The following is a 21,688-nucleotide window of genomic DNA, read 5'->3' on the forward strand; positions in this document are numbered from 1 at the left end:
GCAGGTTACTCACCGTCTCCACGGCCACTCGGCAGGCCCTGTGGCCTGCAGGGCGACCCGCGCGTGTCAGGGCAGCGTCAGCGGCACCATGCGCGGCGGCGCCGTCGACACCGGGACCGCACCGTGCTGGGCGAGGTAGGCGCCGATCTCGTGGAACAGCGGCGCCGCGGAGTCGCCGCCCGGCGGGCGGTCCAGCATGAGGGCGACCACGTAGCGCGGGTCCTGGGCGGGGAACATCCCCGCGAAGGTGATCCAGTAGTTCGACTGCGAGTAGCAGCCGCAGCCCGGGTCGACCTGCTGGGCGGTGCCGGTCTTGCCGGCCACCGGGTAGCCGGGCATCGCCGCCGCGGGCCCGGTGCCCCGGTTGCCGCCGCGCCCGTCCTGGGTCACCGACTGCAACATGTCGCGCATCGTCCGCGCCGTCTCCGGGCTCATCGCCCGGACGCCCTCGGGCGTCGGGGACGGGATGCGCACCCCGTCGCCGCCGACCTCGGCCTCGACCATCCGCGGCGGGACGCGCACGCCGTCGTTGGCCACGGCCTGGTACATGCTCGCCATCTGCAGCGTCGTCATCGACAGGCCCTGGCCGATCGGGAGGTTGCCGAACGTGCTGCCCGACCAGTCCTCGCGGGCCGGTACGGACCCGGGGCTCTCGCCGGGCAGCTCGATGCCGGTGCGGGACCCGATGCCCAGCGCCCGCAGCATCGTGTCGAAGCGGTCCGGTCCGACACGCTGCGCGGTCATCAGGGTGCCGACGTTCGAGGAGCGCCCGAGCACGCCGTTGAGCGTGAGGTTGATCGTCCCGTGCGACCAGGCGTCGCTGATCGTCCGGTCGGCGACGCGGATGCTGCCGGGCACCTGCAGGACGTCCTCGGGGCGCGCGACGCCGTTCTCGATCGCCGCGGCCATGGTCACGAGCTTGTTGACCGAGCCGGGCTCGAACGGCGCCGTCACGGACGGGTTGCTCAGCTGCGCGCCCGGTGCGCCCGGCGCGGCGGGGTTGAACGAGCCGGAGTTGGCCATCGAGAGCACCTGGCCGGTGTGCGCGTCGAGCACGACGGCGCTGCCGCTGCGGGCGCCGACCCGCGCGGTGTAGTCCCGCAGGCGCTGCTCGACGGCGTACTGCAGGTCGGTGTCGAGGGTCAGGACGATGTCGCGGCCGGCCTGGGCAGGCTGCTCGGCCCGCGTCGTGCCGGGGATGACGGCGTCGCTGCCCTCGGCGGTGTCGACGACGCGGAACCCGTCGGTGCCCGCGAGCGTCGTGTCGAGCGCGCTCTCCAGACCGATCGAGCCACGGATCTTCTGGCGGTCCATGTTCCAGGACGCGCTGCCGACGACCGTCGCCGCGACGTCGCCCGCCGGGTACTGGCGCGACTCGCGGTCCTCCTCGGCGATCTCCGGGAAGGCCTCGCGGACCTGCCGCGCGGCGCCCGGGTCGACCAGCGGAGCGAGGACGACGTAGCTGCGGTCCGAGGTGAGCGAGGCGAAGATCGGGCCGGGGTCGAGGCCGAGGATCCGGCCCATACCGACGGCGATCGCCGACTTGCGCTGGTCCGGCGTCGGCGAGCCGGTCTGCGAGCGGACGGCGGGGTCGTTCCAGTCCTCCGTGATCCGCCGCGGGTTGGCGACGAGCGCCTTGGCCTCGACGCTGAACGCCAGCGGGGTGCCGTAGCGGTCGAGGATCGCCCCGCGCTCGGCCGGCACGTTCAGCCGGGTCGTGCGCTGCTGCGCGGCGTCGGCGGAGAGCTCGCCCGCACGGATGCCCTGGACCTCGACCAGCTTGAGCGTGCAGAGCAGCAGGACGGCCACCAGGATCACGCGGCCGACCCGCAGCCGGCGGCGCGGGTCCGGCGGGCGGGGCGACGGTCGGCGCGCGGGACGCCGCGGCGGGGGTGGTGGCGGCGACGGGCGGCGACCGCTCGGGGCCCGGCCGCCGGGCGCGCGGGCCGGCGGGCGGCTCAGGGTGGGTGCGCTGCGCGCCATCACTGCCCGGCCGAGGTGGTGGCGGGGCCGGCCGGGGTGTCCTGGGTGTTCTGGGTGTCCTGCGCGGTCTGCGTGGTCTGGTCCTGCGTGCTGGGCACCGCCACGAGCTGGTCCTCGGCCGCAGCGGCGCCGGCGGGCGCGGGAGCCGGCTGGCCGTCGGCGGCGGCCTGGGCGCCGGTGGTGCCCTGGGCGGGGGTCGCCGGGGCGGGGGCCGGCGCGGCGGGCGGCGGGGCGACGTCCTCGGCCGGGCGGGGGTCGCCGATCACCTGCGACGTCCCGTCCGGCGCGACCAGGAGCACCGCCGGGTCGCCGGCCGGGACCATGCCCTGCGCGCGGGCCGCGGCGGCCAGCGCGGGCGCCGACTGCGCGGCCTCGACGTCACGGTGCAGGCGCTCGGTCTGCTCGGAGAGGTCGCGCGAGACCTGGCGGGCCTCGTCGAGCCGGTAGGAGTCGGCGGCCGCGGCGGTCGAGAGCCAGAGCGTGGCGACGAGGCCACCCGTCAGCAGCACCATGATCAGCAGCACGAAGGGCGCGGTGCCGCCGGACCGGGCGTCGGACGCGGTGCTGGTGCTGGTCCTGGTGCTGGTCCTGGTGGTGGCTGTCGTCGTGCTCGTCGCGGGGGCCGGGCGCGTCGACGTCCGGTCGGCGGGACGGCGCGGGGAGTCGTCCCGTCGGGTGCCGGGCCGCGTGCTCGTCCCCGTGCGGGGTTCATCCAGGGTCGCGCTGCTCATGCTGCGGCCTCCCGCACTCGCTCGGCGGCACGCAGCCGCACCGACGCCGCTCGGGGGTTGGCGGCGATCTCGTCGTCGTCGGCCTTCTCGGCGCCGCGGGTCAGCAGGCGCAGGTCGGGCTCGTCCTCGGGGCGCACCACCGGCATGTCCGGCGGTGCCTTCGAGCGGGTGTGCTCGGTGAGCACCCGCTTGACGATGCGGTCCTCCAGGGACTGGTAGGACATGACGACCACCCGGCCGCCGACCGCGAGCGCGTCGACCGCCGCGGGGACGGCCGTCGCCACGGCGTCGAGCTCGCCGTTGACCTCCACGCGCAGCGCCTGGAACGTGCGCTTCGCGGGGTGGCCGCCCGTGCGGCGGGCGGCGGCCGGGATGGCGTCGTCGAGGAGGGCGACGAGCTCCGCGCTGGTGCGCAACGGAGCCCGCCGCCGGGCACGCACGACGGCCTCGACGATGCGTCGGGCCGCTCGCTCCTCGCCGTAGTCGTGGAGCACCCGGATCAGGTCGCCGGGTGCGTAGGTGTTGAGGACGTCGGCCGCGGTCGGCCCGGTCGACGGGTCCATCCGCATGTCGAGCGGCGCGTCGCGGGCGTAGGAGAAGCCGCGCTCGTCCTCGTCCAGCTGCATCGAGGAGACGCCGAGGTCGAACAGCACGCCCTGGACCGCGTCGTAGCCCAGGTCGTCGAGGACCTCGGGCAGCGCGTCGAAGACGGCGTGGACGAAGTGCGTACGTTCGGCGTAGGGCGCGAGGCGCGTTCGGGCAAGCCGCAGCGCCGACTCGTCCCTATCAACACCCACAAGAGTGAGTCCGGAGTGCCGAGAAAGGAGCGCGGCGGAGTGACCGGCAGCCCCCAGGGTGGCGTCGACGAGCACGGCGTCGCGGTCGGCGAGGGCGGGGTCGAGGAGGGCGACGATGCGCTCGAGCAGGACGGGGACGTGACGCTCGCGGCGCCCGGCCGGCCCTCGGCTGGGCTCCTCCGCCCCGTACTCGTCCACCGCGTGACCTCCACCGACTCGTCGAACGGGCCGCGACCGGCCCGCCGTGTGCTGGGGCCCGATGTCGTCACGTCCCGGTCCGCAGATCGACGGACCTGGCGCCGGGGAAGGTGCGCCAGGGCCGTCGCCCTGCGGGCCGGGGCCTCACGGCACCGGACCGTGCGCCCCTCGCGGGGGCGCCGCCTGTTCGCTTGTCGTCGGTGCGGTCGGCGTCAGAAGACGCCGGGCAGCACTTCCTGCTGGGCCTGGGCGTAGCCGGCCTCGTGCTCGTCCTGGTAGCGGGCCCACGCGGTGCTGTCCCAGATCTCGAGGCGGCTGACCGCCCCGATCACCGTGCAGTCCCGCTCGAGCCCGGCGTAGCGCCGGAGTTCGGCGGTGATCGGGATGCGCCCCTGGGAGTCGGGGCGCTGCTCGTCGGTGCCGGCGAACAGGTAGCGCTGGTACGCGCGCACCCGCTCGTCGGTGAACGGCGCCTCGGCCACCTTGCGGGCCATCTGCTCGAACTCGTCACGGGGGAACACGTAGAGGCAGTGGTCCTGGCCCTTCGTGATCATCAACCCCCCTGCGAGCTCGTCCCGGAACTTCGCGGGCAGGGTCAACCTGCCCTTGTCGTCCAATCTCGGGGTGTGGGTGCCGAGGAACACGGCCCCCACCTCCCTGGCGAGGCCCGTTCGCCCCACTGCTCACCACCATACCCCACCTCTCCCCACATCCAAACCATCCTGCGGGCGAGGTGATCCCCTTTCGGGGGAGTTCTGCCTGGTCAGCGACGGTGGGGAAAGGTGGGGGAGCTGAGCGTGACCATGACGGTCCCAGGCCCCGGAGGTCCACCGACACGCCGGGACGAGCCCCCGCCGCCCCCTCTCCCCCGGCGTCGAGCAGGGCGAATGGCACCGGTGGGGCGTGGTGGGGACGCCCGTGGGGCGTGGTGGGGACGCCGGTGGGTGGGAGTGGAGCGCGCGGTGGGGCGTGGTGGGGGCTCTCCGCCCCTCCTCGGCGGCGCCGGGCCGTCGAGAGGCACGTTCAGCAGGTCAGCGACCCTGTTGATCATGCGCAACGTGCCGCTCGCGGCCGCCGGCACCGTGCCACGGAGGAGCGAACGACGCCTTCGCTGCTTCCGTAGCAGCGAAAGCGCCGTTCGCTGCTCGACGGAAGCGGGTGTGGGCCTGGGCGTGGGGCGGAGTGGGGCGGCGCCGAGATCAGGAGCGTCACGCACCTCGGCGACGCCGTGGAGGTGCACAGCGCACTCCTGATCTCGACGTCGACCCGTCCCCGCCCGCGTGCTCTTCCCGCGAACGCGGACTTTGCGCGCGTAGAAGCAGCGAACAGCGCGTTCGCTGCTCGAGGGATGCCGGGGCACGGCTGCGGGAACGACGACGCGCCGCCGACCCGGAGGTCGACGGCGCGCCGGAGAACGGGCGAGCGGGGAGGGCTACTCCTGCTCGAAGCGGCGGCGGAAGCGCTCTTCCATCCGCGAGGTGAAGCGGCTGCGCTCCTTCTCGGAGGCGCCGCCGGCCGCGGCGGCCTCGCCCTCGGCGGCCGCTTCCTTCTTGCGGGCCCCGAAGGACGTGATCGCGAGGACGGCGCCGCCGAACATCGCGAGGAAGCCGACCACGCTGACGATGATCCCCACCGTGGAGGAACTGAAGACGACGCCGAGCACCAGCATCACGACGCCGATCACGAAGAGCGCGACGCCCTGGATGCGCCGGCGACGTGAGGGACGTCGGAGCTTGCCTCCCCGAACCGTGGACGCGAACTTCGGGTCCTCGTCGTAGAGAGCGCGCTCGATCTGCTCGAGCAGACGCTGCTCGTGCTCGGAGAGCGGCATGATTCTCCTCCGGCACCGGAATGGAAAATTCGCCCGACCCGTCAGGGTCTGGCGGGCATCGTCCTGATGACCCAGCACCATCCTACGAGTCCGTCGGCAGTCCGACTACCCGGACCGGCGTGTTGCCCTCACTGATCATCCGTTCGGCGCCGGACTGCTGCCGCTCGCGACACGCGCGGATGCGGTCGGTGACCGTCGCGGGCGGGGTCCGCGGCCTCCGACGGTGATCGCGCCCGCTGCGGATCGGGATCGCCGAGCAGGCTCGCCGGGCGCACCGCCGCGACGCCGAAACGCGATCGGGCCTGGTCAGCCGCACGCTCCGCGTCGGACCACCCGTGCTCGGGGTCGCCGAGGACGATCTGTTCGGGCGCGCGGTCGGCGGGCACGAGACCTTCGCCACGGACCCCGAGGAGCCGGACGGGCGCGATCTCCCCCAGCGCGTCGTGGAGCTCGACCGCCGTGGCGTGCAGGTCGCGGGCGAGATCGGTGGGTGCGGGCAGGGTCCGCGACCGTGTGATCGTCGTGAAGTCGTCGAAGCGGACCTTGAGCGCGACGGTCCGTGCCCGCACGCCGCGCTGTCGCAGCATCCGGGCCGCGCGGTCCGCGAGACGCAGCAGTTCGCGGCGCCGCACCGCCGGATCGACCAGGTCGCGGGCGAACGTCTCCTCGGCGCCGGCGGACTTCTCGCGGCCGTGCGGGTCGACGCGGCGCTCGTCGATCCCGTGTGCGAGGGCGAGCAGGTGCGCGGCGTGGGCCTCCCCCACCGCGCGCCGCATCGTCGAGGGCCCGGCGGCGGCCACGTCGGCGACCGTGGTGATCCCGTGCCGGCCGAGCACCTCCTCGGTGCGCGCCCCGACGCCCCACAGGGCCCCCACCGGCAAGGGGTCGAGGAAGGCGCGGACGCCGTCGGCGGGCACGAGGTGCACCCCGTCGGGCTTCGCGACCCGGGAGGCGAGCTTCGCGACGAACATCGTGGAGGCCACGCCCACCGAGCAGGTGATCCCCTGGCCCGCCGCCACCTCCTCGCGGATCGCGGCGGCGACCCCGAGCGGGGTGGTGCCGAGGCGGCGCAGGGCTCCGGAGACGTCGAGGAACGCCTCGTCGAGGCTCAGCGGCTGCACGAGCGGCGTCACCGCGCGGAACACCGCCATGACCCCCCGGGAGACCTCGGCGTAGGCGGCGAAGTCCGGCGTCAGGAACACCGCCTGCGGGCAGAGCCGGTGGGCGCGGGCGGACGGCATCGCCGAGCGCACCCCGTAGGCGCGGGCCTCGTAGCTGGCCGACAGCACCACGCCGCGCTCCGGCCCGCCGCCGACGACGACGGGACGTCCCCGCAGCTCGGGGCGCGAGCGCACCTCGACCGCCGCGTAGAAGGCGTCCATGTCGACGTGCAGGATCCCGCAGCCGGCGTCGGCCCCCGGGGCGGGCGGGCCGCTCAGCCGGGCCGCCGGGCCAGGACGTGCAGGCGGGCCGCCATGTCGCGCAGCGGCGGGGTGCCGGCGGCGATGTCCTCGAGCTCGGCGAGCGGGTCGGGCGAGGCGCCGCCGGAGTCGAGCACGCCGTCGGGGACGAGGTCGGCGAGCACGCGGTGGCCCTGGACGCGCTCGACGGCGAGCTGGCCGCCGGCCTCGACGAGCGTGCGGATCTCCTCGACGTCCATGCGTCGGCGCAGCGGATCGCCCGGGCCCCAGCGGCCGGAGGGGTCGACGAGGACCTGCCGCGCCTCGGCGAGGCGTCCGGCGACGACCCGCGACAGCACGGCGGCGAAGCGCCCGGCCACGAGCAGCGAGACCGCCGCCCCGGGCACGGCCGCACCGGCGAGCGCCCGGCACGCGTCGGCCGGGTCGTCGACGTACTCGAGCAGCCCATGGCCCAGCACGAGGTCGGCCTCGCCCTCTCCCACCACGTCGGCGAGGGCGTCGACGTCACCCTGGATGGCCCGCACCCCGGCCGCCACCCCCGACTCGCGGGCCCGGCTGCGGAGCACCGCGAGGGCGTTCGCGCTGGAGTCGACCACCGTGACCTCGCAGCCGTCCGCGGCCAGCGGCACCGCCCAGGTGCCGCTCCCCCCGCCGACGTCGAGGACACGCGGAGCGGCGCCGTCGCGCCGCGCCCGCGCCGCGGTGAGCTCGACACGCAGGGTGCGCGCGACGACGTCGACCGGGGCGGACGACGCGGCACGGGTCACGGGCGACACCGTAGAACGTGTGGCGGGTGCTCGGGACCACAGATCCCGACGGTGCGGTTCCGGCAGCCTGCCCGCCCGGCCGGTAGGTTCCCCCCGTGCACGTCACGGCGGTCCTGAGCCTCAAGGGCGGTGTCGGCAAGACCACCGTCGTCCTGGGCCTGGCCGGGGCGGCGCTCCGGGCCAGGCTGCGCACCCTGGTGGTCGACCTCGATCCCCAGGGGAACGCGACCACGGCGCTGGAGCTCGAGGCGACGGAGACCACGATCGCCCAGGCGATGGAGCGCCCGTCGGCCGCGGTGCTCGCGTCCTCGATCGCCCCCAGCGCGTGGGGCGAGGAGGTCGACGTCCTGGTCGGCTCCGAGGACGTCGAGCGCCACAACCACCCCGATCCCGGATCGCAGCGTCTCGGCCGCCTCGCCCGGTTGCTCGCGGCCCTGCCCCGCGACGGTCACGACGTCTCGGAGATCGGCGTCCCCGCCTACGACCTCGTGCTCATCGACTGCCCGCCCTCGCTGGGTCAGCTCACCCGCTCCGCGCTCGTCGCCGTCGACCGGGCCGTGCTGGTCACCGAGCCGACGATCTTCGCGGTGTCGGGCGTGCAGCGGGCGTTCGAGGCGGTGCAGGCCGAGCGCGAGAACAACCCGGACCTGCAGCCGCTGGGCGTGCTGGTGAACAAGTACCGCTCGCGCTCCTCGGAGCACGAGTTCCGCGTCGCGGAGCTGCGCGAGCTCTTCGGCCCGCTGGTGCTCTCCGGGGTGCTGCCCGACCGCAGCGCCGTGCAGCAGGCCCAGGGGGCCGGGGTGCCGATCCAGCGGTGGGACACCCCGGGCGCCCGGGAGATCTCGAGCCAGTTCGACGCCCTGCTGGGCCGGATCGTCCGGTCGCGCGCCGGGCGGTCGGCCCACCGGGCCCGCGCCCGGCGCGCCCCGGAGGCCTGACCCGGCCGTCGGGGCGGCCCGCTCAGCGCGTCCGCCCCGCGACCGTGCGGGTGACGAGCGCGAGGAACAGGTCGGCCTGGCGCACCATGTCGTCGGCGTCGCGCTGCGACACGCGGCCCCGCACCCCGGCCTCGACGGCGGACCGGGTGTCCGAGTGGGCCGCGAAGAACGCCGCCCACTCGCCGTACTCCGGAGCGACGGAGGCGAGCAGCGTCCAGGCGTCGGTCGGGCGCGAGGACCGCTTGGACCGGGCCCGCAGCGCGAGCACCGCCGCGGCCGCGCGCAGCGCCCCGAGGTGGGCCGAGCGGAATCGTTCCGCGGGCTCGTCCTCGGCCTGGGCCGCCCGCAGCTCGTCGCGCGCCGCCCCGAGCAGCTGCACGACGGTGCGCGACGGCGGCGGGGGCGGTGGCGTGGGAGCGGACCTCCGCGAGGTGGACGCCCGCGGGGCGGGGGCCGATGCGACAGCCGGGGTCGAGGCCGGGGTCGAGGCCGGAGCGGGGGCGGCGTCGTCGGGCGTGGTGTCGAACAGTCCGGGCATGGCGAGGGCGCTGGTCATGGTCGGTCTCCTGGGTGACGGGGCGAGCAGGGGTCAGGCGTCGGCCCAGCGGAGGTCCCACACGCCGGGGCCGGAGCGCATGCGCAGGACGAACTCGCCCGGCGGCAGGTGCGGCTCGTCGGTGCGGCAGGCGAGCACCCGCCAGCACCGGCACCGGTCGCCCCCGACGGGCATGGCCGAGAGGAACGGCCACGCCGACTCCTCGATCCAGCGATCGCGCACCTCGGTGATCAGGTAGTGGCTGTCGCGCCGGTTCGGGCGGCGATGGAACTCGACGGGGTCACCGTCCGCGCAGCGGACCTGGACCGGCGAGGGACTGCGAACCACGATGCGTTCCTCCACGGCGGCTCGTGCTCCTCGGCCCGTGGCTCGGGCCGAGCGGGTGCCTGCCACCGTGGGGAGCCGGCGGCACTCCCGGGCGACGGGGCGCTTCCCCCGCCCCGCCGCCCGAGCCATCGAACATGTGTTCGATGGAGTCCAGTGAACCCGCTCGGTCCGACGTCGTCAAGTCGCGTCGGACCGGCGCACGGTCACGCTGCGTCGACCCTCGCGGCGGCCCCGCACGGTGACGGACGGGTCGCGCGGCGGAACGGCTCTGGCGGGTCGTGGTGAGATGGGCGTGTGTCGCACCCCGCCGCCGGACCAGGAGCCGGACGGTGACGGCCGCCCCCGCCCACGCCTCCGTCGTCGACCTGACCCCCGACGACCTCGCGGCGCGCATCGACGAGGCGCTGACCGTCTACGTCCGCGCCATGGGCTACCCCGCGGGCACCGTGCGCCAGCGCCGTCCGATGTGGGTCGAGCACTCGCGACGCACGGGCTGGCACGCGGCGGGGGCGTTCGGTCCCGACCACTCGCTCTGGGGCATCGCGTACGGCTACCCCGGCGCCCGCGGTCAGTGGTGGTACGAGGAGGTCCGGCGCGGCCTGCTCGCCGCGGGGCCCGAGGGCCACGAGCTGGCCGACACCGTGCTCGGCGACTACTTCGAGCTCACCGAGCTCCACGTCCGTCCCGACGTCCAGGGCGCCGGGATCGGCGAGGCCCTGGCCCGCAGGCTGCTCGCGCACCCCGGCGACCGCCACGTCCTGCTCTCCACCCCGGAGGCGGACGACCCGACGCGCGCCTGGTCGCTCTACCGGCGCCTCGGGTTCCGTGACGTGCTGCGCCACCACCGCTTCACCAGCGACCCGCGCCCGTTCGCCGTGCTCGGCCGCGAACTGCCGCTCGACCCGCCGGACGGCCCGCCGCACGACCGGTCCCCGCGCCGCGCCTGAGCGGCACCGTCGGGGGCGCCTGGCACCATGCGCGGGTGCCCGACACCGCTCCCGTCCCGACCGCCGACCCCGTCGGTCCCGGGCCCGCCCCCTCCCCGCGCCGCGCCGGGTGGCGCGGCCTGGTCCTGCTGGCGGTCGTGCTCGCCCTGGTGAGCGTCCTGGGCGCCGGGTGCGTGCGGGTGCGGGCCGGGATGGCCGTCTCCCCGGACGACCGGGTCTCGGGCGTCGTCGACATCGCGACGCCGGACGGGTCGCCGGGCGGGTCGGGGCCGCCGCTGCAGGTGCCCGACGACCTCAGCGGCGACGTGTCGGTGGAGCGCTACGAGCAGGACGGCTACATCGGCTCGCGGCTGCGGTTCGACGACCTGTCGTTCGACGACGTCACGCGGGTCCTGCCCGCCGTCAGCCCGTCGACGGGTCAGGCGATCCGGGTGCAGATGCGCCGCGCGGGCGACCGCGTCGTCGTCACGGGACAGGTCGACCTCACCCGCGTCTCCCCCGAGAGCTCCGACGTCCAGCTCAAGATCGCGTTCCCCGGCGACGTCCGGCAGACCGACGGCACCGCGTCGAACGGCGTCATCAGCTGGACGTTCCAGCCCGGCACGGTCACCGACGTCAACGCGGTGGTCGACTACCCGGACCCGGACGCCCCGTCGTGGATCCTCTGGGCCCTGCTGCTGCTCGCCGTCGTGGCCGTCGCCGTGGCCGTCGTGTTCGTGCTGGCCAACTCCTCGCGCACGCAGCTGCACACCCGCGCGCGGCGGTGACGGACGGCGCGGCCCCGAGCGGGGCCGCGCCGGCGCGTCAGGCCCCGGGCCGTGCGGCGATCCCGAGGCGCTCCACGACGTCCACCACGGCCGGCGACCGGTTCATGCTGATGTAGTGGATGTTGGTGACCCCCTCGTCGAACATCCGCTGCGAGAGCTCGACGCACAGGTCGATCCCCGCGTCGCGGTAGCCGGCCTTGTCGTCCTTGAGCGGATCGAGCCGCTCGCTCATCAGCGCCGGCAGCGGCGCCCCGGCGAAGTCCGCGCCGCGCTCGGCCGACTTCGGCGTGGTCACCGGCATCAGTCCCGGCATGATCGGGATGTCGCAGCCCGCCGCGGCGATGCGGTCACGCATCCGGAGGAACTGGTCGGCGTCGTAGAACATCTGGGTGATGGCGAACTCCGCGCCGGCCTTCACCTTCTGGATGAAGAACCGGGTGTCGGAGTCCTCGTCGACCGACCGCGGGTGCAGGTACGGGAAGGCCGCGACGCCGCAGCAGAAGTCGCCGAGGCGCCGCACCATGTGCACCAGCTCCTCGGTGTAGCTCAGGCCCGCCGGGTGCGGCACCCAGTCGGCGTCCTTGTCCCCCGGGGGGTCGCCGCGGATCGCGAGCACGTTGCTGATGCCGGCGGCGGCGTAGGAGCCGATCACCTGGCGCAGGTCGTCGAGGGACGCGTCCACGGCCGTGAGGTGGGCCATCGCCGTCAGGGTGGTGTCGGTGGCGATGCGCCCGGTGGTCCGCACGGTGCGGTCGCGGCTGGAGCCGCCCGCACCGTAGGTGACCGAGACGAAGGCCGGGTCCAAGGGCTCGAGGTCACGGATGGTCCGCCAGAGGGTCGCCTCACCCTCGTCGTCCTTGGGCGGGAAGAACTCCGCCGAGAACGTGGGCACCCCGCGCTGGATGCGCTCCGTCACAGTTGCCATCCGTCGACCCTACGGTGACAGGGCGTTCACACGGAGGGCCCTTGTGACCGGGACCGCCCGATCAGCCGGTTCGGCCGTCCGCACCTACGCTCGATCCCATACACGGCCGACGGTCCGAGGGGAAGAGCGCGTATGACGGTGGGCGGAACGTCGACGACGGTCGGGACCGTGCCCGAGGACCCGTTCGACACCGACGGCCGGTACGACCTCGCCTCCCTGGAACGCGACCTGCCCGCCGCCGTGACGGCGGAGCTCGCGGACTACCTCGCGGGCCGCCGGCGGGACACCGTCGAGGTGGCCGAGGAGTTCGCCGAGGCCACCGACGACCTGGCCCGCTTCGTCCTCTCGGGCGGCAAGCGCCTGCGCCCGACGTTCGCCTGGTGGGGCTGGCGGGCCGCGGGCGGGCTCGACGAGCCGGGCACCGTGCTGCGGGCCGTGAGCGCCCTGGAGCTCATCCAGGGGTGCGCGCTGGTGCACGACGACCTCATCGACGACTCCGCCACCCGGCGCGGCGAGCCGACCGTGCACGCCCGGTGGGACCGGCGCCACCGCGAGGCACGCTGGACCGGCGACCCGACCCGGTTCGGCGCCGCCGTCGCCATCCTGCTGGGTGACATCTCCCTGGCGTGGGCCGACGACATGCTCCACGAGGCCGGCCTCGACCCCGCCGCGATCGCCCGGGCACGCCCGGTGTGGCAGGCCATGCGCACGGAGGTCCTCGCCGGGCAGTTCCTGGACGTCCGCGGGCACGCGACGTCGGACTCCCGCCCGGAGACCGCGCTGCGCATCAGCCGCTACAAGACGGCCGCCTACACCGTCGAGCGGCCGCTCCACCTGGGCGCGGCGCTCGCCGGCGCCGACGACGCCACCGTCGCCGCCCTGCGGCACTACGGGCGCGACCTCGGCATCGCCTTCCAGCTGCGTGACGACCTGCTCGGCGTGTTCGGCGACCCGGCCGTCACCGGGAAGCCGGCGGGCGACGACCTCCGCGAGGGCAAGCTGACCCTGCTCGTCGCCCTCACCCGCGCCCACCCCGACCGCGCCACCGCCGCCGTGGTCGAGCGGACCCTCGGCGACCCCGACCTGGGCGCCGACGCGGTCGCCGCGGCCCGCGAGGCCCTCCACACCCTGGGCGTCGTCGACGACGTCGAGGCGCGGATCACCGAGCTCACCGCGTCGGCCCTCGACGCGGTCCGGGGTGCCGACGCCCCCGCGCTCGCCCCGCCCGCGCCGGAGCGGCTCGCCGACCTCGCCGTCGCCGCCACCCGCCGCGTCCGCTGACACCGCTGACGCCACTGACACCGCTGACGCCACTGACACCGCTGACCCAGCGCAGGAGTTCCGTGAGCACCCTCCGTTCCGTCCGCTCGCCCACCGACCACGTCGTCGTCGTGGGCGCGGGACTCGCCGGGCTGGCGACGGCCCTGCACCTGCTCGGCGCCGGCCGCCGGGTCACCATCGTCGAGCGCGACCCCACCCCGGGAGGCCGCGCGGGCCGCCTCGACCTGCAGGGGTTCCGCCTCGACACCGGCCCCACCGTCATCACCATGCCCGAGCTCGTCGAGGAGGCCCTGGGCGCCGTCGGGGAGAAGCTCGGCGACCGCCTCGAACTGGTCGATCTCCACCCCGCCTACCACGCGCGCTTCGCGGACGGGTCCGCCATCGACGTGCACACCGAGCCCGGCGCGATGGAGCAGGAGATCCGCGAGAAGGTCTCGGCGGCCGACGCGGAGGGCTACCGCCGGCTGCGGGCCTGGCTCACCGAGCTCTACCGGGTGCAGATGGCGACGTTCGTCGACGCGAACTTCGACTCCCCGCTCGACGTCCTCTCCCCCGAGCTCGCGCGGCTCGCCCTGATGGGCGGCTTCGGGCGGCTCGGGCCGCGGATCGGGTCCTTCCTCGACGACGAGCGGCTGCGGCGCATCTTCTCCTTCCAGGCCCTCTACGCCGGGGTCCCGCCGGCCCGCGCGCTGGCCGCGTACGCGGTGATCGCCTACATGGACACGATCGCCGGGGTGTCGTTCCCGAAGGGCGGGGTGCGCGCCCTGCCCCAGGCCCTCGCCGACGCCGCCGCCGACGCCGGGGCGGAGTTCCGGTACGGCACGACGGTGACGGGGCTCGAGCGCTCGGCCAGCCGGGTGCGCGCCGTGCGCAGCGTCCCGACCGGCGAGCTCGGCGCCGACGGCGACCGCCTCGCCGCCGACGCCGTCGTCCTGACCTGCGACCTCCCCGTCGCCTACGGCCTGCTCGGCCGCACCCCGCGGCGGGCGGTGCCGACGCGCTGGTCGCCCTCGGCGTACGTGTGGCACGCCGGGGTGCCGGCGGGCACGGGGCTCGGTCACCACACGATCTCGTTCGGCGATGCGTGGGCGAGCACGTTCGACGAGATCATCACGGAGGGCCGGGTGATGTCGGACCCGTCGCTGCTGATCACCCACCCCACGGCCACCGACCCGTCGCTCGCCCCGGCGGGCCACGAGCTGGTCAGCGTCCTGGCGCCGACACCGAACACGGACGTCGCACCGCTGGACTGGGCCCGCATCGGGCCGCGCTACCGCGACGAGCTCGCCGGGGTCCTCGCCGGCCGCGGCATCACGCTCGGCGAGCCGGTGGTCGAGCACGTGATCACCCCGGAGGACTGGTCCGCGCTCGGCCTTGCCGCGGGCACGCCCTTCTCCGCCGCGCACACGTTCGCCCAGACCGGCCCGTTCCGGGCCCGCAACCTCGTGCGGGGCGAGGGCAACGTGGTGCTCGCCGGCTCGGGGACGACCCCGGGCGTCGGGGTCCCGACGGTGCTGATCTCGGGCAAGCTCGCCGCCGCCCGGATCACGGGCTGACCGGAGGTGGTCTCCTCGGAGCTCGACGCCGCCGGGATCGACGATCCCGCGCTGCGCGACGCCTACGCCCGGTGCCGCGCGCTCAACGCCGCCCACGGGCGCACCTACTTCCTGGCCACGCGGCTGCTCGCCCCGTCCCAGCGCCCCGCGATCCACGCCCTCTACGGCTTCGCGCGGATGGCCGACGACGTCGTCGACGACCCCGACGCGGACGCCTCCCCGGCGGCCGTCGCCGCGCGGCTGGAGGAGGTCCGGGCCCGCATGCGGCGCGGGCTGGCCGGCACCGACCCCCGCGAGCTCGTGGCCGACGGCGAGCCGGTGGTCGCGGCGCTGGCGGACACGGTGTCCCGCCACGGCATCGAGCACCGCCACCTCGAGGACTTCATGGACTCGATGGCGATGGACCTCACCATCACCGACTACGCGACGTTCAACGACCTCGCCCGCTACGTGCACGGCTCCGCCGCGGTGATCGGGCTGCAGGTGCTGCCCGTGCTCGGGACCGTCGGGCCCCGCGAGGAGGCCGCGCCCTACGCCGCCGACCTCGGCGTGGCCTTCCAGGTGACCAACTTCCTGCGTGACGTCGGCGAGGACCTGGACCGCGGCCGCGTCTACCTCCCCCGCGACGAGCTCGCCGCGTTCGGCGTCGACCGCGAGCTGCTGGCGCACGGGCGGGCCACCGGGCGCACCGACCCGCGGGTGCGGCGCGCGCTGGCACACCTCGTCGCCCGCACCCGGGCGGTCTACCGCCGCGCGGAGCGCGGCATCCCGCTGCTGCACCCGGTCTCGCGTCCCTGCGTCCGCACCGCGCACGTCCTCTACGGCGGCATCCTCGACGAGATCGTGGCCGCCGACTACGCGGTGCTCGAGCGGCGCGTCGCCGTCGGCTCCGGGCGCCGCGCCGCCGTCGCCCTCCCCCAGCTCGCCCGCGCCGTCGGCGCGCGGTGGCGCCGCCCCGGACCCGCCGCGGCGTGACCGAGCTCGTCCTGGCCTTCGACGCCGCGTGCACGCGGTGCCGGGCCGTGGCCGCGGCCGTCGCGGACACGGTCGACGGCACCGCCGGTCCGGTCCTGGACGTGCTGCCGCTGGCCGACTACCGGGTCGTGGCGTGGTGCGCCGAGGCCGGCGTCGCCGGGGACGCGCCGACGCTGCTCGAGGTGGTCCCGACCGACGGCGACGACACCGTCCGGGCGTGGACGGGGCCCGCGCTCGGGGTCGCGCTGCTCCGCAGGCTCGGTGCCCGGCGCACCGCCCGGCTGGTGGGCACGCTGCGGGCCCACGGGCTGCTCGCCGACGCGGTGTGGCGCGGCCTCAGAAGGCCATCGCCTGGGCGCGGCGCTTGACCTCCCGGCCCCGGTCGGAGCGCAGCGCCTCGATCGGCATGCCCGGCAGGGACTCGTCGTCGGTGAACAGCCACCGCAGGATCTCGCCGTCGGCATAGCCGCCGTCGCGGAGCACCTGGATGGTGCCGGGCAGCCCCTTGACCACCCCGTCGGGCACGAGGAACGCCGAGGGGACCACCCACCGGTCGTCCTCGCGGACCCCGAGCAGCTGGCCCTGCTTGATCATCTGACTGACGCGCGTGCGTGGCACGCCGAGACGCTCGGCGACCTGGGCGAGCGTCTCGACCTCGATGTCGTGGCCCACGATGGCGGCGACGGCGGACTCGGACACGCGGTCACTGTGCCAGAGGAGGGGCGCTTTCGGACCCCGCAACACCGGCGTCCGGGGAGGTGAGTGCCTCGACGAGGCCGTCCGGGTTCGCCAGCGCGAGCAGGTGCCCGCCCGGCACCACGACCGGCTCGACCCCGGCGCGCTCGCGGGCCAGACGGACCTGGAAGTCGGCGGGGAAGAACCGGTCGTCGCGCCCGACGACGACCGTCACCGGCACGTCCGGCCACGCCGGCAGCGACCAGCCGTCGACGAACGGGCCGTCGGTCTGCTCGCGCTGGTGCTCGGCGCCCGCCGCGGCGACGTCGGCGGGCACGTCGTGCAGGAACTCCCAGGCCTCGTCGAACCCGGCGTCCTGCCGCCCCGCCGCACGGACGGCCGCCTCCTTGGCCTCCCGATGTCCCGAGGCCGTCCACCACTCCCCCGGCGACTCGCCGACGGCCGGGATCATGGCGTTGACCAGCACGAGCCGCCGCACCGGCACGCGGCGGGCGATCTCGACCGCACTCGGCCCGCCCAGCGACTGGCCGACGACCACGACGTCGTCGGAGCGGTCACCCAGCGCCTCCAGCGCCACCTCGACGTAGCGCGGGATGCCGGCCTCCGGGTCGTCCGCGGGCAGATCGGGAGCGACGACGACGTCGCCGCGGGCGCGCAGCCGCTCCGCCACCAGGTGCCAGTACCACCCCGCGCCGCCCGCGCCGGGCAGCAGCAACCATGTCGTCACGGCGGTCACCCTAGGGCCGTCACCCGACAGGGCCGGGCGCGTCGTGGCCGAGGATCCCCGCAGGTCACCGACGTCCTCGTAGCATCGCGGCCATGGCCGCTCCCACCGCCCACCCCGAGGGGACGGTGCTGGAGGGGCGCTACCGGGTGGACGGCGTGCTCGCGCGCGGCGGGATGTCGGTGGTGTACCGCGGGGTCGACCTGCGCCTGGAGCGCCCGGTGGCGATCAAGGTGCTGGACGGCGCGCTGGCCTCGGACCCCGCGTTCGTCCGCCGCTTCGAGCGGGAGGCCCGTGCCGCGGCCCGCCTGGCGCACCCGGGCATCGTCGCGGTCCACGACCAGGGCCGCGACCCGGACGGCACCGTCTTCCTCGTGCTCGAGCTCGTCGAGGGCGGCACGCTGCGCGACGTCCTGCGCGACCAGGGCCGGCTGCACCCCGCGGCGGCGCTGACGGTGGCCGAGCAGATGGTCACCGCGCTGCAGGTCGCGCACGACCGCGGCCTGGTGCACCGCGACGTCAAGCCCGAGAACGTGCTGGTCGGGCGCGACGGCTCGGTGAAGGTCGCCGACTTCGGCCTGGTGGCGGCCGCGTGGGAGACCGACCCCGACGACGCCGGGGAGATGGTGCTCGGCACCGTCGCCTACCTCGCGCCCGAGCAGGTCACCGACGGCCGCGCCGACGCCCGCAGCGACATCTACGCCACCGGGATCGTGCTGTTCGAGCTGCTCACCGGCGTGCCGCCCCACGGCGGCGGCGACGGCCGCGAGGACGCGGTGGAGGTCGCGCGACGCCACGTGCACCACGACGTCCCACCGCTGGCGGCGGTGGTCGGGGGCCTCCCGCGACCGCTCGACCGTCTCGTCCTCGCCGCCACCCGCCGCGACCCCGAGGCCCGGCTCGCCGATGCCGACGCGTTCCTCGCCGCCTGCCGCGGCGTGCGGATCGACGCGGACCTGCCCTTCCACCCGGTGCCCCCGCCACCGCGCCGCACCGGCACCGGGGGGTCCCGGCCGCTGCGGGGGACGCGGCTGCTGGACCTCGATCCCGACCCCGGGACCGACGGTGCGCGGCGCGACCGTCGTCCGCCGCCTCCGCCGGTGGAGGAGGACGAGGACGACGACACCTGGGAGGGCGAGGCCTGGGAGGAGGACGAGCCCGAGGACCCGCCCGACGAGCACCCCGACGACACGGACCGTGCGGGCGCCGGGCGCCGCAGGCCCGACGCCCCGGTCGACGACGTCGACGTGGCGATCGAGCAGATCGAGCGCCGCCGGGCCCGGTCCCGCTCCCGGCGGCTCCTCACGGCGTGGCTGATCCTGGAGGCCATCGCCGTGGCCGCCGCCGGGGCCGCCGGGTGGGGGCTCGGTCTCCCCGGGTAGCCCGGGCCGGTGGCCGGCTAGTTGCGCAGCATCTCCGCGACGAGGAACGCCAGCTCCAGCGACTGCTGGGTGTTCAGGCGCGGGTCGCACGCCGTCTCGTAGCGGCCGGCGAGGTCGGTGTCGGAGATGTCCTGGGCGCCGCCGAGGCACTCGGTGACGTCCTCGCCCGTGAGCTCGACGTGGATGCCGCCGGGGTGGGTGCCGAGGCGCTGGTGCACCTCGAAGAAGCCCTGGACCTCGTCGACGACCTGGTCGAAGTGGCGGGTCTTGTAGCCGGTGGTGGCCTCGACGGTGTTGCCGTGCATCGGGTCGCACTGCCAGATCACCTGGTGCCCGGAGGCGGTGACCTTCTCGATGATGCCGGGCAGCACGTCGCGCACCTTGCCCGCGCCCATGCGGGAGATCAGCGTCAGGCGGCCGGGCTGGTGGTGGGGGTCGAGGCGCTCGACGTACTCGACGGCCTGCTCGGGCGTGGTGCCCGGCCCGATCTTGATGCCGATCGGGTTGGCGAGGAGCTCGGCGAAGGCGATGTGGGCGCCGTCGAGGGCGCGGGTGCGCTCGCCGATCCACAGGAAGTGCGCGCCGAGGGAGAACAGGCGGGCGTCGTCGCGGCTCGTGGCCTCGACCCGCGAGTCGAGGCGCAGCAGCGCGCGCTCGTAGTCGAGGACCAGCGCCTCGTGGCTCGCGAAGATCTCGGTGCCGTGCAGCGAGTGGTCGGTGACCCCGGCCGCGGACATGAACCGCAGCGCCCGGTCGATCTCCGCCGCGACCGCCTCGTAGCGCTCGCCCGCCGCGGACGTCCGCACGAACTCACGGTTCCACTCGTGCACCTCGTGCAGGTCCGCCATGCCGCCGGAGGTCAGCGCGCGGACCAGGTTCATCGCGGCGCCCGCGTTGGCGTAGGCACGGATCATGCGGCCCGGGTCCGGGATGCGGCGCTCGGCGTGCGCGGCCAGCGAGTTGACCATGTCGCCGCGGTAGCTCGGCAGCCCGAGCGCGTCGGTCGACGACGAGCGGGGCTTGGCGTACTGCCCGGCGATCCGCCCGATCTTCACGACGGGCAGCGACGCCCCGTAGGTGAGCACCACCGCCATCTGCAGCAGCGTGCGGATGTTGCCGCGCAGGTGCGGCTCGGTGTTGTCGGCGAAGGTCTCCGCGCAGTCGCCGCCCTGGAGCAGGAACGCCTCGCCGCGTGCGACGGCGGCGAGCTGCGACTGCAACCGGTCGACCTCGGCCGGCACGGTGATCGGCGGCACGTGCTCGAGCACCGTGCGGACGTCGGTCACCGCCTGGGCGTCCGGCCAGTCGGGCTGCTGCGCGGCCGGGCGTGACAGCGCGTCGTCGAGGCGTTCACGGAGGTGCGAGGGCAGCGGGGGCAGGCCGGGGAGAGCGTCCACGGGCAGGTCGACGGACCACACGACACGTCAGCGTAATGGTGCGGTCAGGTGGGACGGTTGTGTTCCCCGTGACGACCGCGCGTCGTGGTGTGCTCGGCACTCAGCGTGGCGCGACCTGACGCTGCCAGGCCGCGTCGATGACCTCCCATCGCGCGAGGTTGTGGCGCGCGTCGGCGAGGGCGTCGTGGGCGTCCGCCGGGGCCGGGGGCAGGTCGGGGCGCCCGACGTCGTCCCAGCGCTGGCGCAGGTCGCGGGTGAAGCGCGGCAGGGCCCGCGGGAGGTCCGGCATCGCGCCCCAGAGCTGGGCGATCGCCACGTGGTCGTACGCCGCGTACCAGGCCCAGAGCTCGACCGGGCCCTCGCCGGCGGTCACGAACTCGTAGAACGCCTCGCGGATCGCGAGCCGGCTCATCCAGGCCGGGTCGGACGTCGGGGGCAGCTTGTCGAGGACGTTCCGGCGGACCCACGGCCCGGCCCGCATCGGGTCGAACTGCCGGGAGATCGCGTAGAACTCGCCGCCCCGCTCGTCGACGACGCCCACCGAGACCAGCTCGATCGTGGTCCCGTCCTCGATGAACTCGCAGTCGTAGAAGTACCGGGCCACGCGCTCATCATGGCGCGCGCGAGGAGGTCAGGCCGCCTCCGGGGTGGCCTGGTCCTTGACGGTGCTGGCGTACACGTCGACGTACTCCTGCTCCGAGAGCACGCGCACGGCGTCCATGATCTCGTCGGTCATGGCCCGCTCGACCTGCCGGTCGTCGGTGATCCCGAGATAGCGGGAGAAGTCCAGCGGCGGCCCGATGCGGATGCCGATGCGGCACGGCCGCCAGAAGCGGGAGCCGACGGGGTTGGCCCGGTCGGTGCCGATCATGGCGACGGGGACGACGGGCACGCCCGCCTCGAGGGCCATGCGGGCGACGCCCGTGCGGCCCTTGTAGAGCCGGCCGTCGGGCGAGCGCGTGCCCTCGGGGTAGATGCCGAACAGCCGGCCCTCGCGCAGCACCCCGATCCCCGTGTCGAGCGCCGCGCGGGCGGCCCGGCCGTTGCCGCGCTCGATCGGCACCTGGCCCATGCCGGTGAAGAACCAGCGCTTGAGGGTGCCGACGAGCCCGGGCTGCGTGAAGTACTCCGCCTTCGCCGGGAAGGCCATCCGGCGCGGCACCATCAGCGGCAGCACGAACGAGTCGAGCACCGCGAGGTGGTTCGACGCGACGAGCGCGCCACCCTGGCGTGGGAGGTTCTCGGCGCCCTCGACCCGCGGCCGGAACGCCAGGCGCATCAGCGGCCCGAGCAGCGCGAACTTCATGATCCAGTAGAGCACCGCGGCCTCCCGTTCTCGGCTGGGGCGAGCCTAGGGCGCGGCCCCCGCGTCGCGGCACCGCATCGCGACGGGTCACACCCGACAGGGACCCGCGGGCCGGCCGCCGCCCACCCCGTCGGCCGCCGACGGGAACCGTCCGGCGCGTCACCGACCCCGGCGCGTGACCCG

General features: G+C 75.4%; 23 protein-coding genes. 8 read left to right on the top strand and 15 right to left on the bottom strand.

Translation table 11 applies throughout. The features are described from left to right. Positions 1-66: 66 nt before the first annotated feature. From WCD41_RS21280 to WCD41_RS21310, 7 genes are all read right to left on the bottom strand, one after another. Positions 67-1,818, bottom strand: coding sequence for a peptidoglycan D,D-transpeptidase FtsI family protein (locus tag WCD41_RS21280; protein WP_337716151.1), 1,752 nt, complete (start codon positions 1,816-1,818; stop codon positions 67-69). 164 nt (positions 1,819-1,982) lie between these two features. Next, a complete protein-coding gene (gene ftsL / locus WCD41_RS21285; protein WP_337716153.1) occupies positions 1,983-2,714 on the bottom strand; it encodes a cell division protein FtsL in 732 nt (243 codons plus the stop codon). Next, a complete protein-coding gene (gene rsmH / locus WCD41_RS21290) occupies positions 2,711-3,709 on the bottom strand; it encodes a 16S rRNA (cytosine(1402)-N(4))-methyltransferase RsmH (protein WP_337716155.1) in 999 nt (332 codons plus the stop codon). The genes ftsL and rsmH overlap by 4 nt, the downstream gene beginning before the upstream one ends. A gap of 212 nt (positions 3,710-3,921) precedes the next feature. Continuing rightward, positions 3,922-4,353, bottom strand: a complete 432-nt coding sequence (mraZ, locus tag WCD41_RS21295) for a division/cell wall cluster transcriptional repressor MraZ (protein ID WP_337716157.1) — start codon at positions 4,351-4,353, stop codon at positions 3,922-3,924. Positions 4,354-5,141: 788 nt separating this feature from the next. Further along, a complete protein-coding gene (locus WCD41_RS21300; RefSeq protein WP_337716159.1) occupies positions 5,142-5,540 on the bottom strand; it encodes an SCO2097 family morphological protein in 399 nt (132 codons plus the stop codon). Between the two features lie 128 nt (positions 5,541-5,668). Beyond that, the gene (gene dinB / locus WCD41_RS21305; protein ID WP_337716997.1) at positions 5,669-6,979 is read right to left on the bottom strand and encodes a DNA polymerase IV; all 1,311 of its coding nucleotides are present in this window, start codon (positions 6,977-6,979) and stop codon (positions 5,669-5,671) included. Beyond that, positions 6,976-7,728 (bottom strand): class I SAM-dependent methyltransferase, encoded by a 753-nt coding sequence (locus WCD41_RS21310; RefSeq protein WP_337716162.1) that lies wholly within the window; start codon positions 7,726-7,728, stop codon positions 6,976-6,978. The genes dinB and WCD41_RS21310 overlap by 4 nt, the downstream gene beginning before the upstream one ends. Before the next feature lie 95 nt (positions 7,729-7,823). Here WCD41_RS21310 and WCD41_RS21315 point away from each other — a divergent pair, with 95 nt between their 5' ends. Next, the gene (locus WCD41_RS21315) at positions 7,824-8,666 is read left to right on the top strand and encodes a ParA family protein (RefSeq protein WP_337716164.1); all 843 of its coding nucleotides are present in this window, start codon (positions 7,824-7,826) and stop codon (positions 8,664-8,666) included. Between the two features lie 22 nt (positions 8,667-8,688). Here WCD41_RS21315 and WCD41_RS21320 read toward each other — a convergent pair whose 3' ends face one another. Beyond that, entirely contained in the window at positions 8,689-9,222 is a 534-nt protein-coding gene (locus WCD41_RS21320; RefSeq protein ID WP_337716165.1) for an SAV_6107 family HEPN domain-containing protein, read from the bottom strand. 33 nt (positions 9,223-9,255) lie between these two features. Beyond that, on the bottom strand, positions 9,256-9,549 hold the full coding sequence (locus tag WCD41_RS21325) for a hypothetical protein (protein WP_337716167.1): 294 nt from the start codon (positions 9,547-9,549) through the stop codon (positions 9,256-9,258). 329 nt (positions 9,550-9,878) lie between these two features. Between WCD41_RS21325 and WCD41_RS21330 the strand changes: the two genes are divergently transcribed. Beyond that, the gene (locus WCD41_RS21330) at positions 9,879-10,496 is read left to right on the top strand and encodes a GNAT family N-acetyltransferase (RefSeq protein ID WP_337716169.1); all 618 of its coding nucleotides are present in this window, start codon (positions 9,879-9,881) and stop codon (positions 10,494-10,496) included. A gap of 35 nt (positions 10,497-10,531) precedes the next feature. Beyond that, a complete protein-coding gene (locus WCD41_RS21335; RefSeq protein WP_337716171.1) occupies positions 10,532-11,263 on the top strand; it encodes an LppM family (lipo)protein in 732 nt (243 codons plus the stop codon). 37 nt (positions 11,264-11,300) lie between these two features. Here the strand turns inward: WCD41_RS21335 and WCD41_RS21340 are convergent, their stop codons facing one another. Further along, positions 11,301-12,188: a methylenetetrahydrofolate reductase gene (locus tag WCD41_RS21340; protein ID WP_337716173.1), complete on the bottom strand. Its 888-nt coding sequence runs from the start codon at positions 12,186-12,188 to the stop codon at positions 11,301-11,303. A gap of 168 nt (positions 12,189-12,356) precedes the next feature. Here WCD41_RS21340 and WCD41_RS21345 point away from each other — a divergent pair, with 168 nt between their 5' ends. The 4 genes from WCD41_RS21345 (at position 12,357) to WCD41_RS21360 (ending at position 16,368) form a co-directional block, all read left to right on the top strand. Next, a complete protein-coding gene (locus WCD41_RS21345) occupies positions 12,357-13,469 on the top strand; it encodes a polyprenyl synthetase family protein (RefSeq protein ID WP_337716174.1) in 1,113 nt (370 codons plus the stop codon). A 62-nt stretch (positions 13,470-13,531) separates the two neighbouring features. Next, positions 13,532-15,025 carry a phytoene desaturase family protein gene (crtI, locus tag WCD41_RS21350; RefSeq protein WP_337716176.1) on the top strand — a complete coding sequence of 498 codons (1,494 nt, stop codon included), beginning with the start codon at positions 13,532-13,534 and terminating at the stop codon, positions 15,023-15,025. 6 nt (positions 15,026-15,031) lie between these two features. Continuing rightward, a complete protein-coding gene (locus tag WCD41_RS21355; protein WP_337716178.1) occupies positions 15,032-16,000 on the top strand; it encodes a phytoene/squalene synthase family protein in 969 nt (322 codons plus the stop codon). After that, on the top strand, positions 15,997-16,368 hold the full coding sequence (locus tag WCD41_RS21360; RefSeq protein ID WP_337716180.1) for a hypothetical protein: 372 nt from the start codon (positions 15,997-15,999) through the stop codon (positions 16,366-16,368). Before WCD41_RS21355 ends, WCD41_RS21360 begins: the two co-directional genes overlap by 4 nt. On the opposite strand, the gene WCD41_RS21365 is transcribed toward WCD41_RS21360, so the two are convergent. Beyond that, on the bottom strand, positions 16,337-16,699 hold the full coding sequence (locus WCD41_RS21365) for an Rv2175c family DNA-binding protein (RefSeq protein WP_337716182.1): 363 nt from the start codon (positions 16,697-16,699) through the stop codon (positions 16,337-16,339). The two genes, WCD41_RS21360 and WCD41_RS21365, sit on opposite strands and share 32 nt — an antisense overlap. 4 nt (positions 16,700-16,703) lie before the next feature. Further along, positions 16,704-17,423 (bottom strand): alpha/beta fold hydrolase, encoded by a 720-nt coding sequence (locus tag WCD41_RS21370; protein WP_337716184.1) that lies wholly within the window; start codon positions 17,421-17,423, stop codon positions 16,704-16,706. 92 nt (positions 17,424-17,515) lie between these two features. On the opposite strand from WCD41_RS21370, the gene WCD41_RS21375 reads away from it, so the two are divergent. Further along, complete coding sequence (locus WCD41_RS21375) at positions 17,516-18,802, top strand: protein kinase domain-containing protein (RefSeq protein ID WP_337716186.1); 1,287 nt, start codon at positions 17,516-17,518, stop codon at positions 18,800-18,802. Between the two features lie 17 nt (positions 18,803-18,819). Here the strand turns inward: WCD41_RS21375 and WCD41_RS21380 are convergent, their stop codons facing one another. From WCD41_RS21380 to WCD41_RS21390, 3 genes are all read right to left on the bottom strand, one after another. Further along, on the bottom strand, positions 18,820-20,220 hold the full coding sequence (locus WCD41_RS21380) for a class II 3-deoxy-7-phosphoheptulonate synthase (protein ID WP_337716188.1): 1,401 nt from the start codon (positions 20,218-20,220) through the stop codon (positions 18,820-18,822). 79 nt (positions 20,221-20,299) lie between these two features. Next, positions 20,300-20,803, bottom strand: a complete 504-nt coding sequence (locus WCD41_RS21385) for a polyadenylate-specific 3'-exoribonuclease AS (RefSeq protein WP_337716189.1) — start codon at positions 20,801-20,803, stop codon at positions 20,300-20,302. Positions 20,804-20,830: 27 nt separating this feature from the next. Further along, complete coding sequence (locus WCD41_RS21390; protein WP_337716190.1) at positions 20,831-21,520, bottom strand: lysophospholipid acyltransferase family protein; 690 nt, start codon at positions 21,518-21,520, stop codon at positions 20,831-20,833. Positions 21,521-21,688: the final 168 nt, after the last annotated feature.

Source organism: Actinomycetospora aeridis (assembly GCF_037400275.1).
GTDB classification, from domain to species: Bacteria; Actinomycetota; Actinomycetes; order Mycobacteriales; family Pseudonocardiaceae; genus Actinomycetospora; species Actinomycetospora aeridis.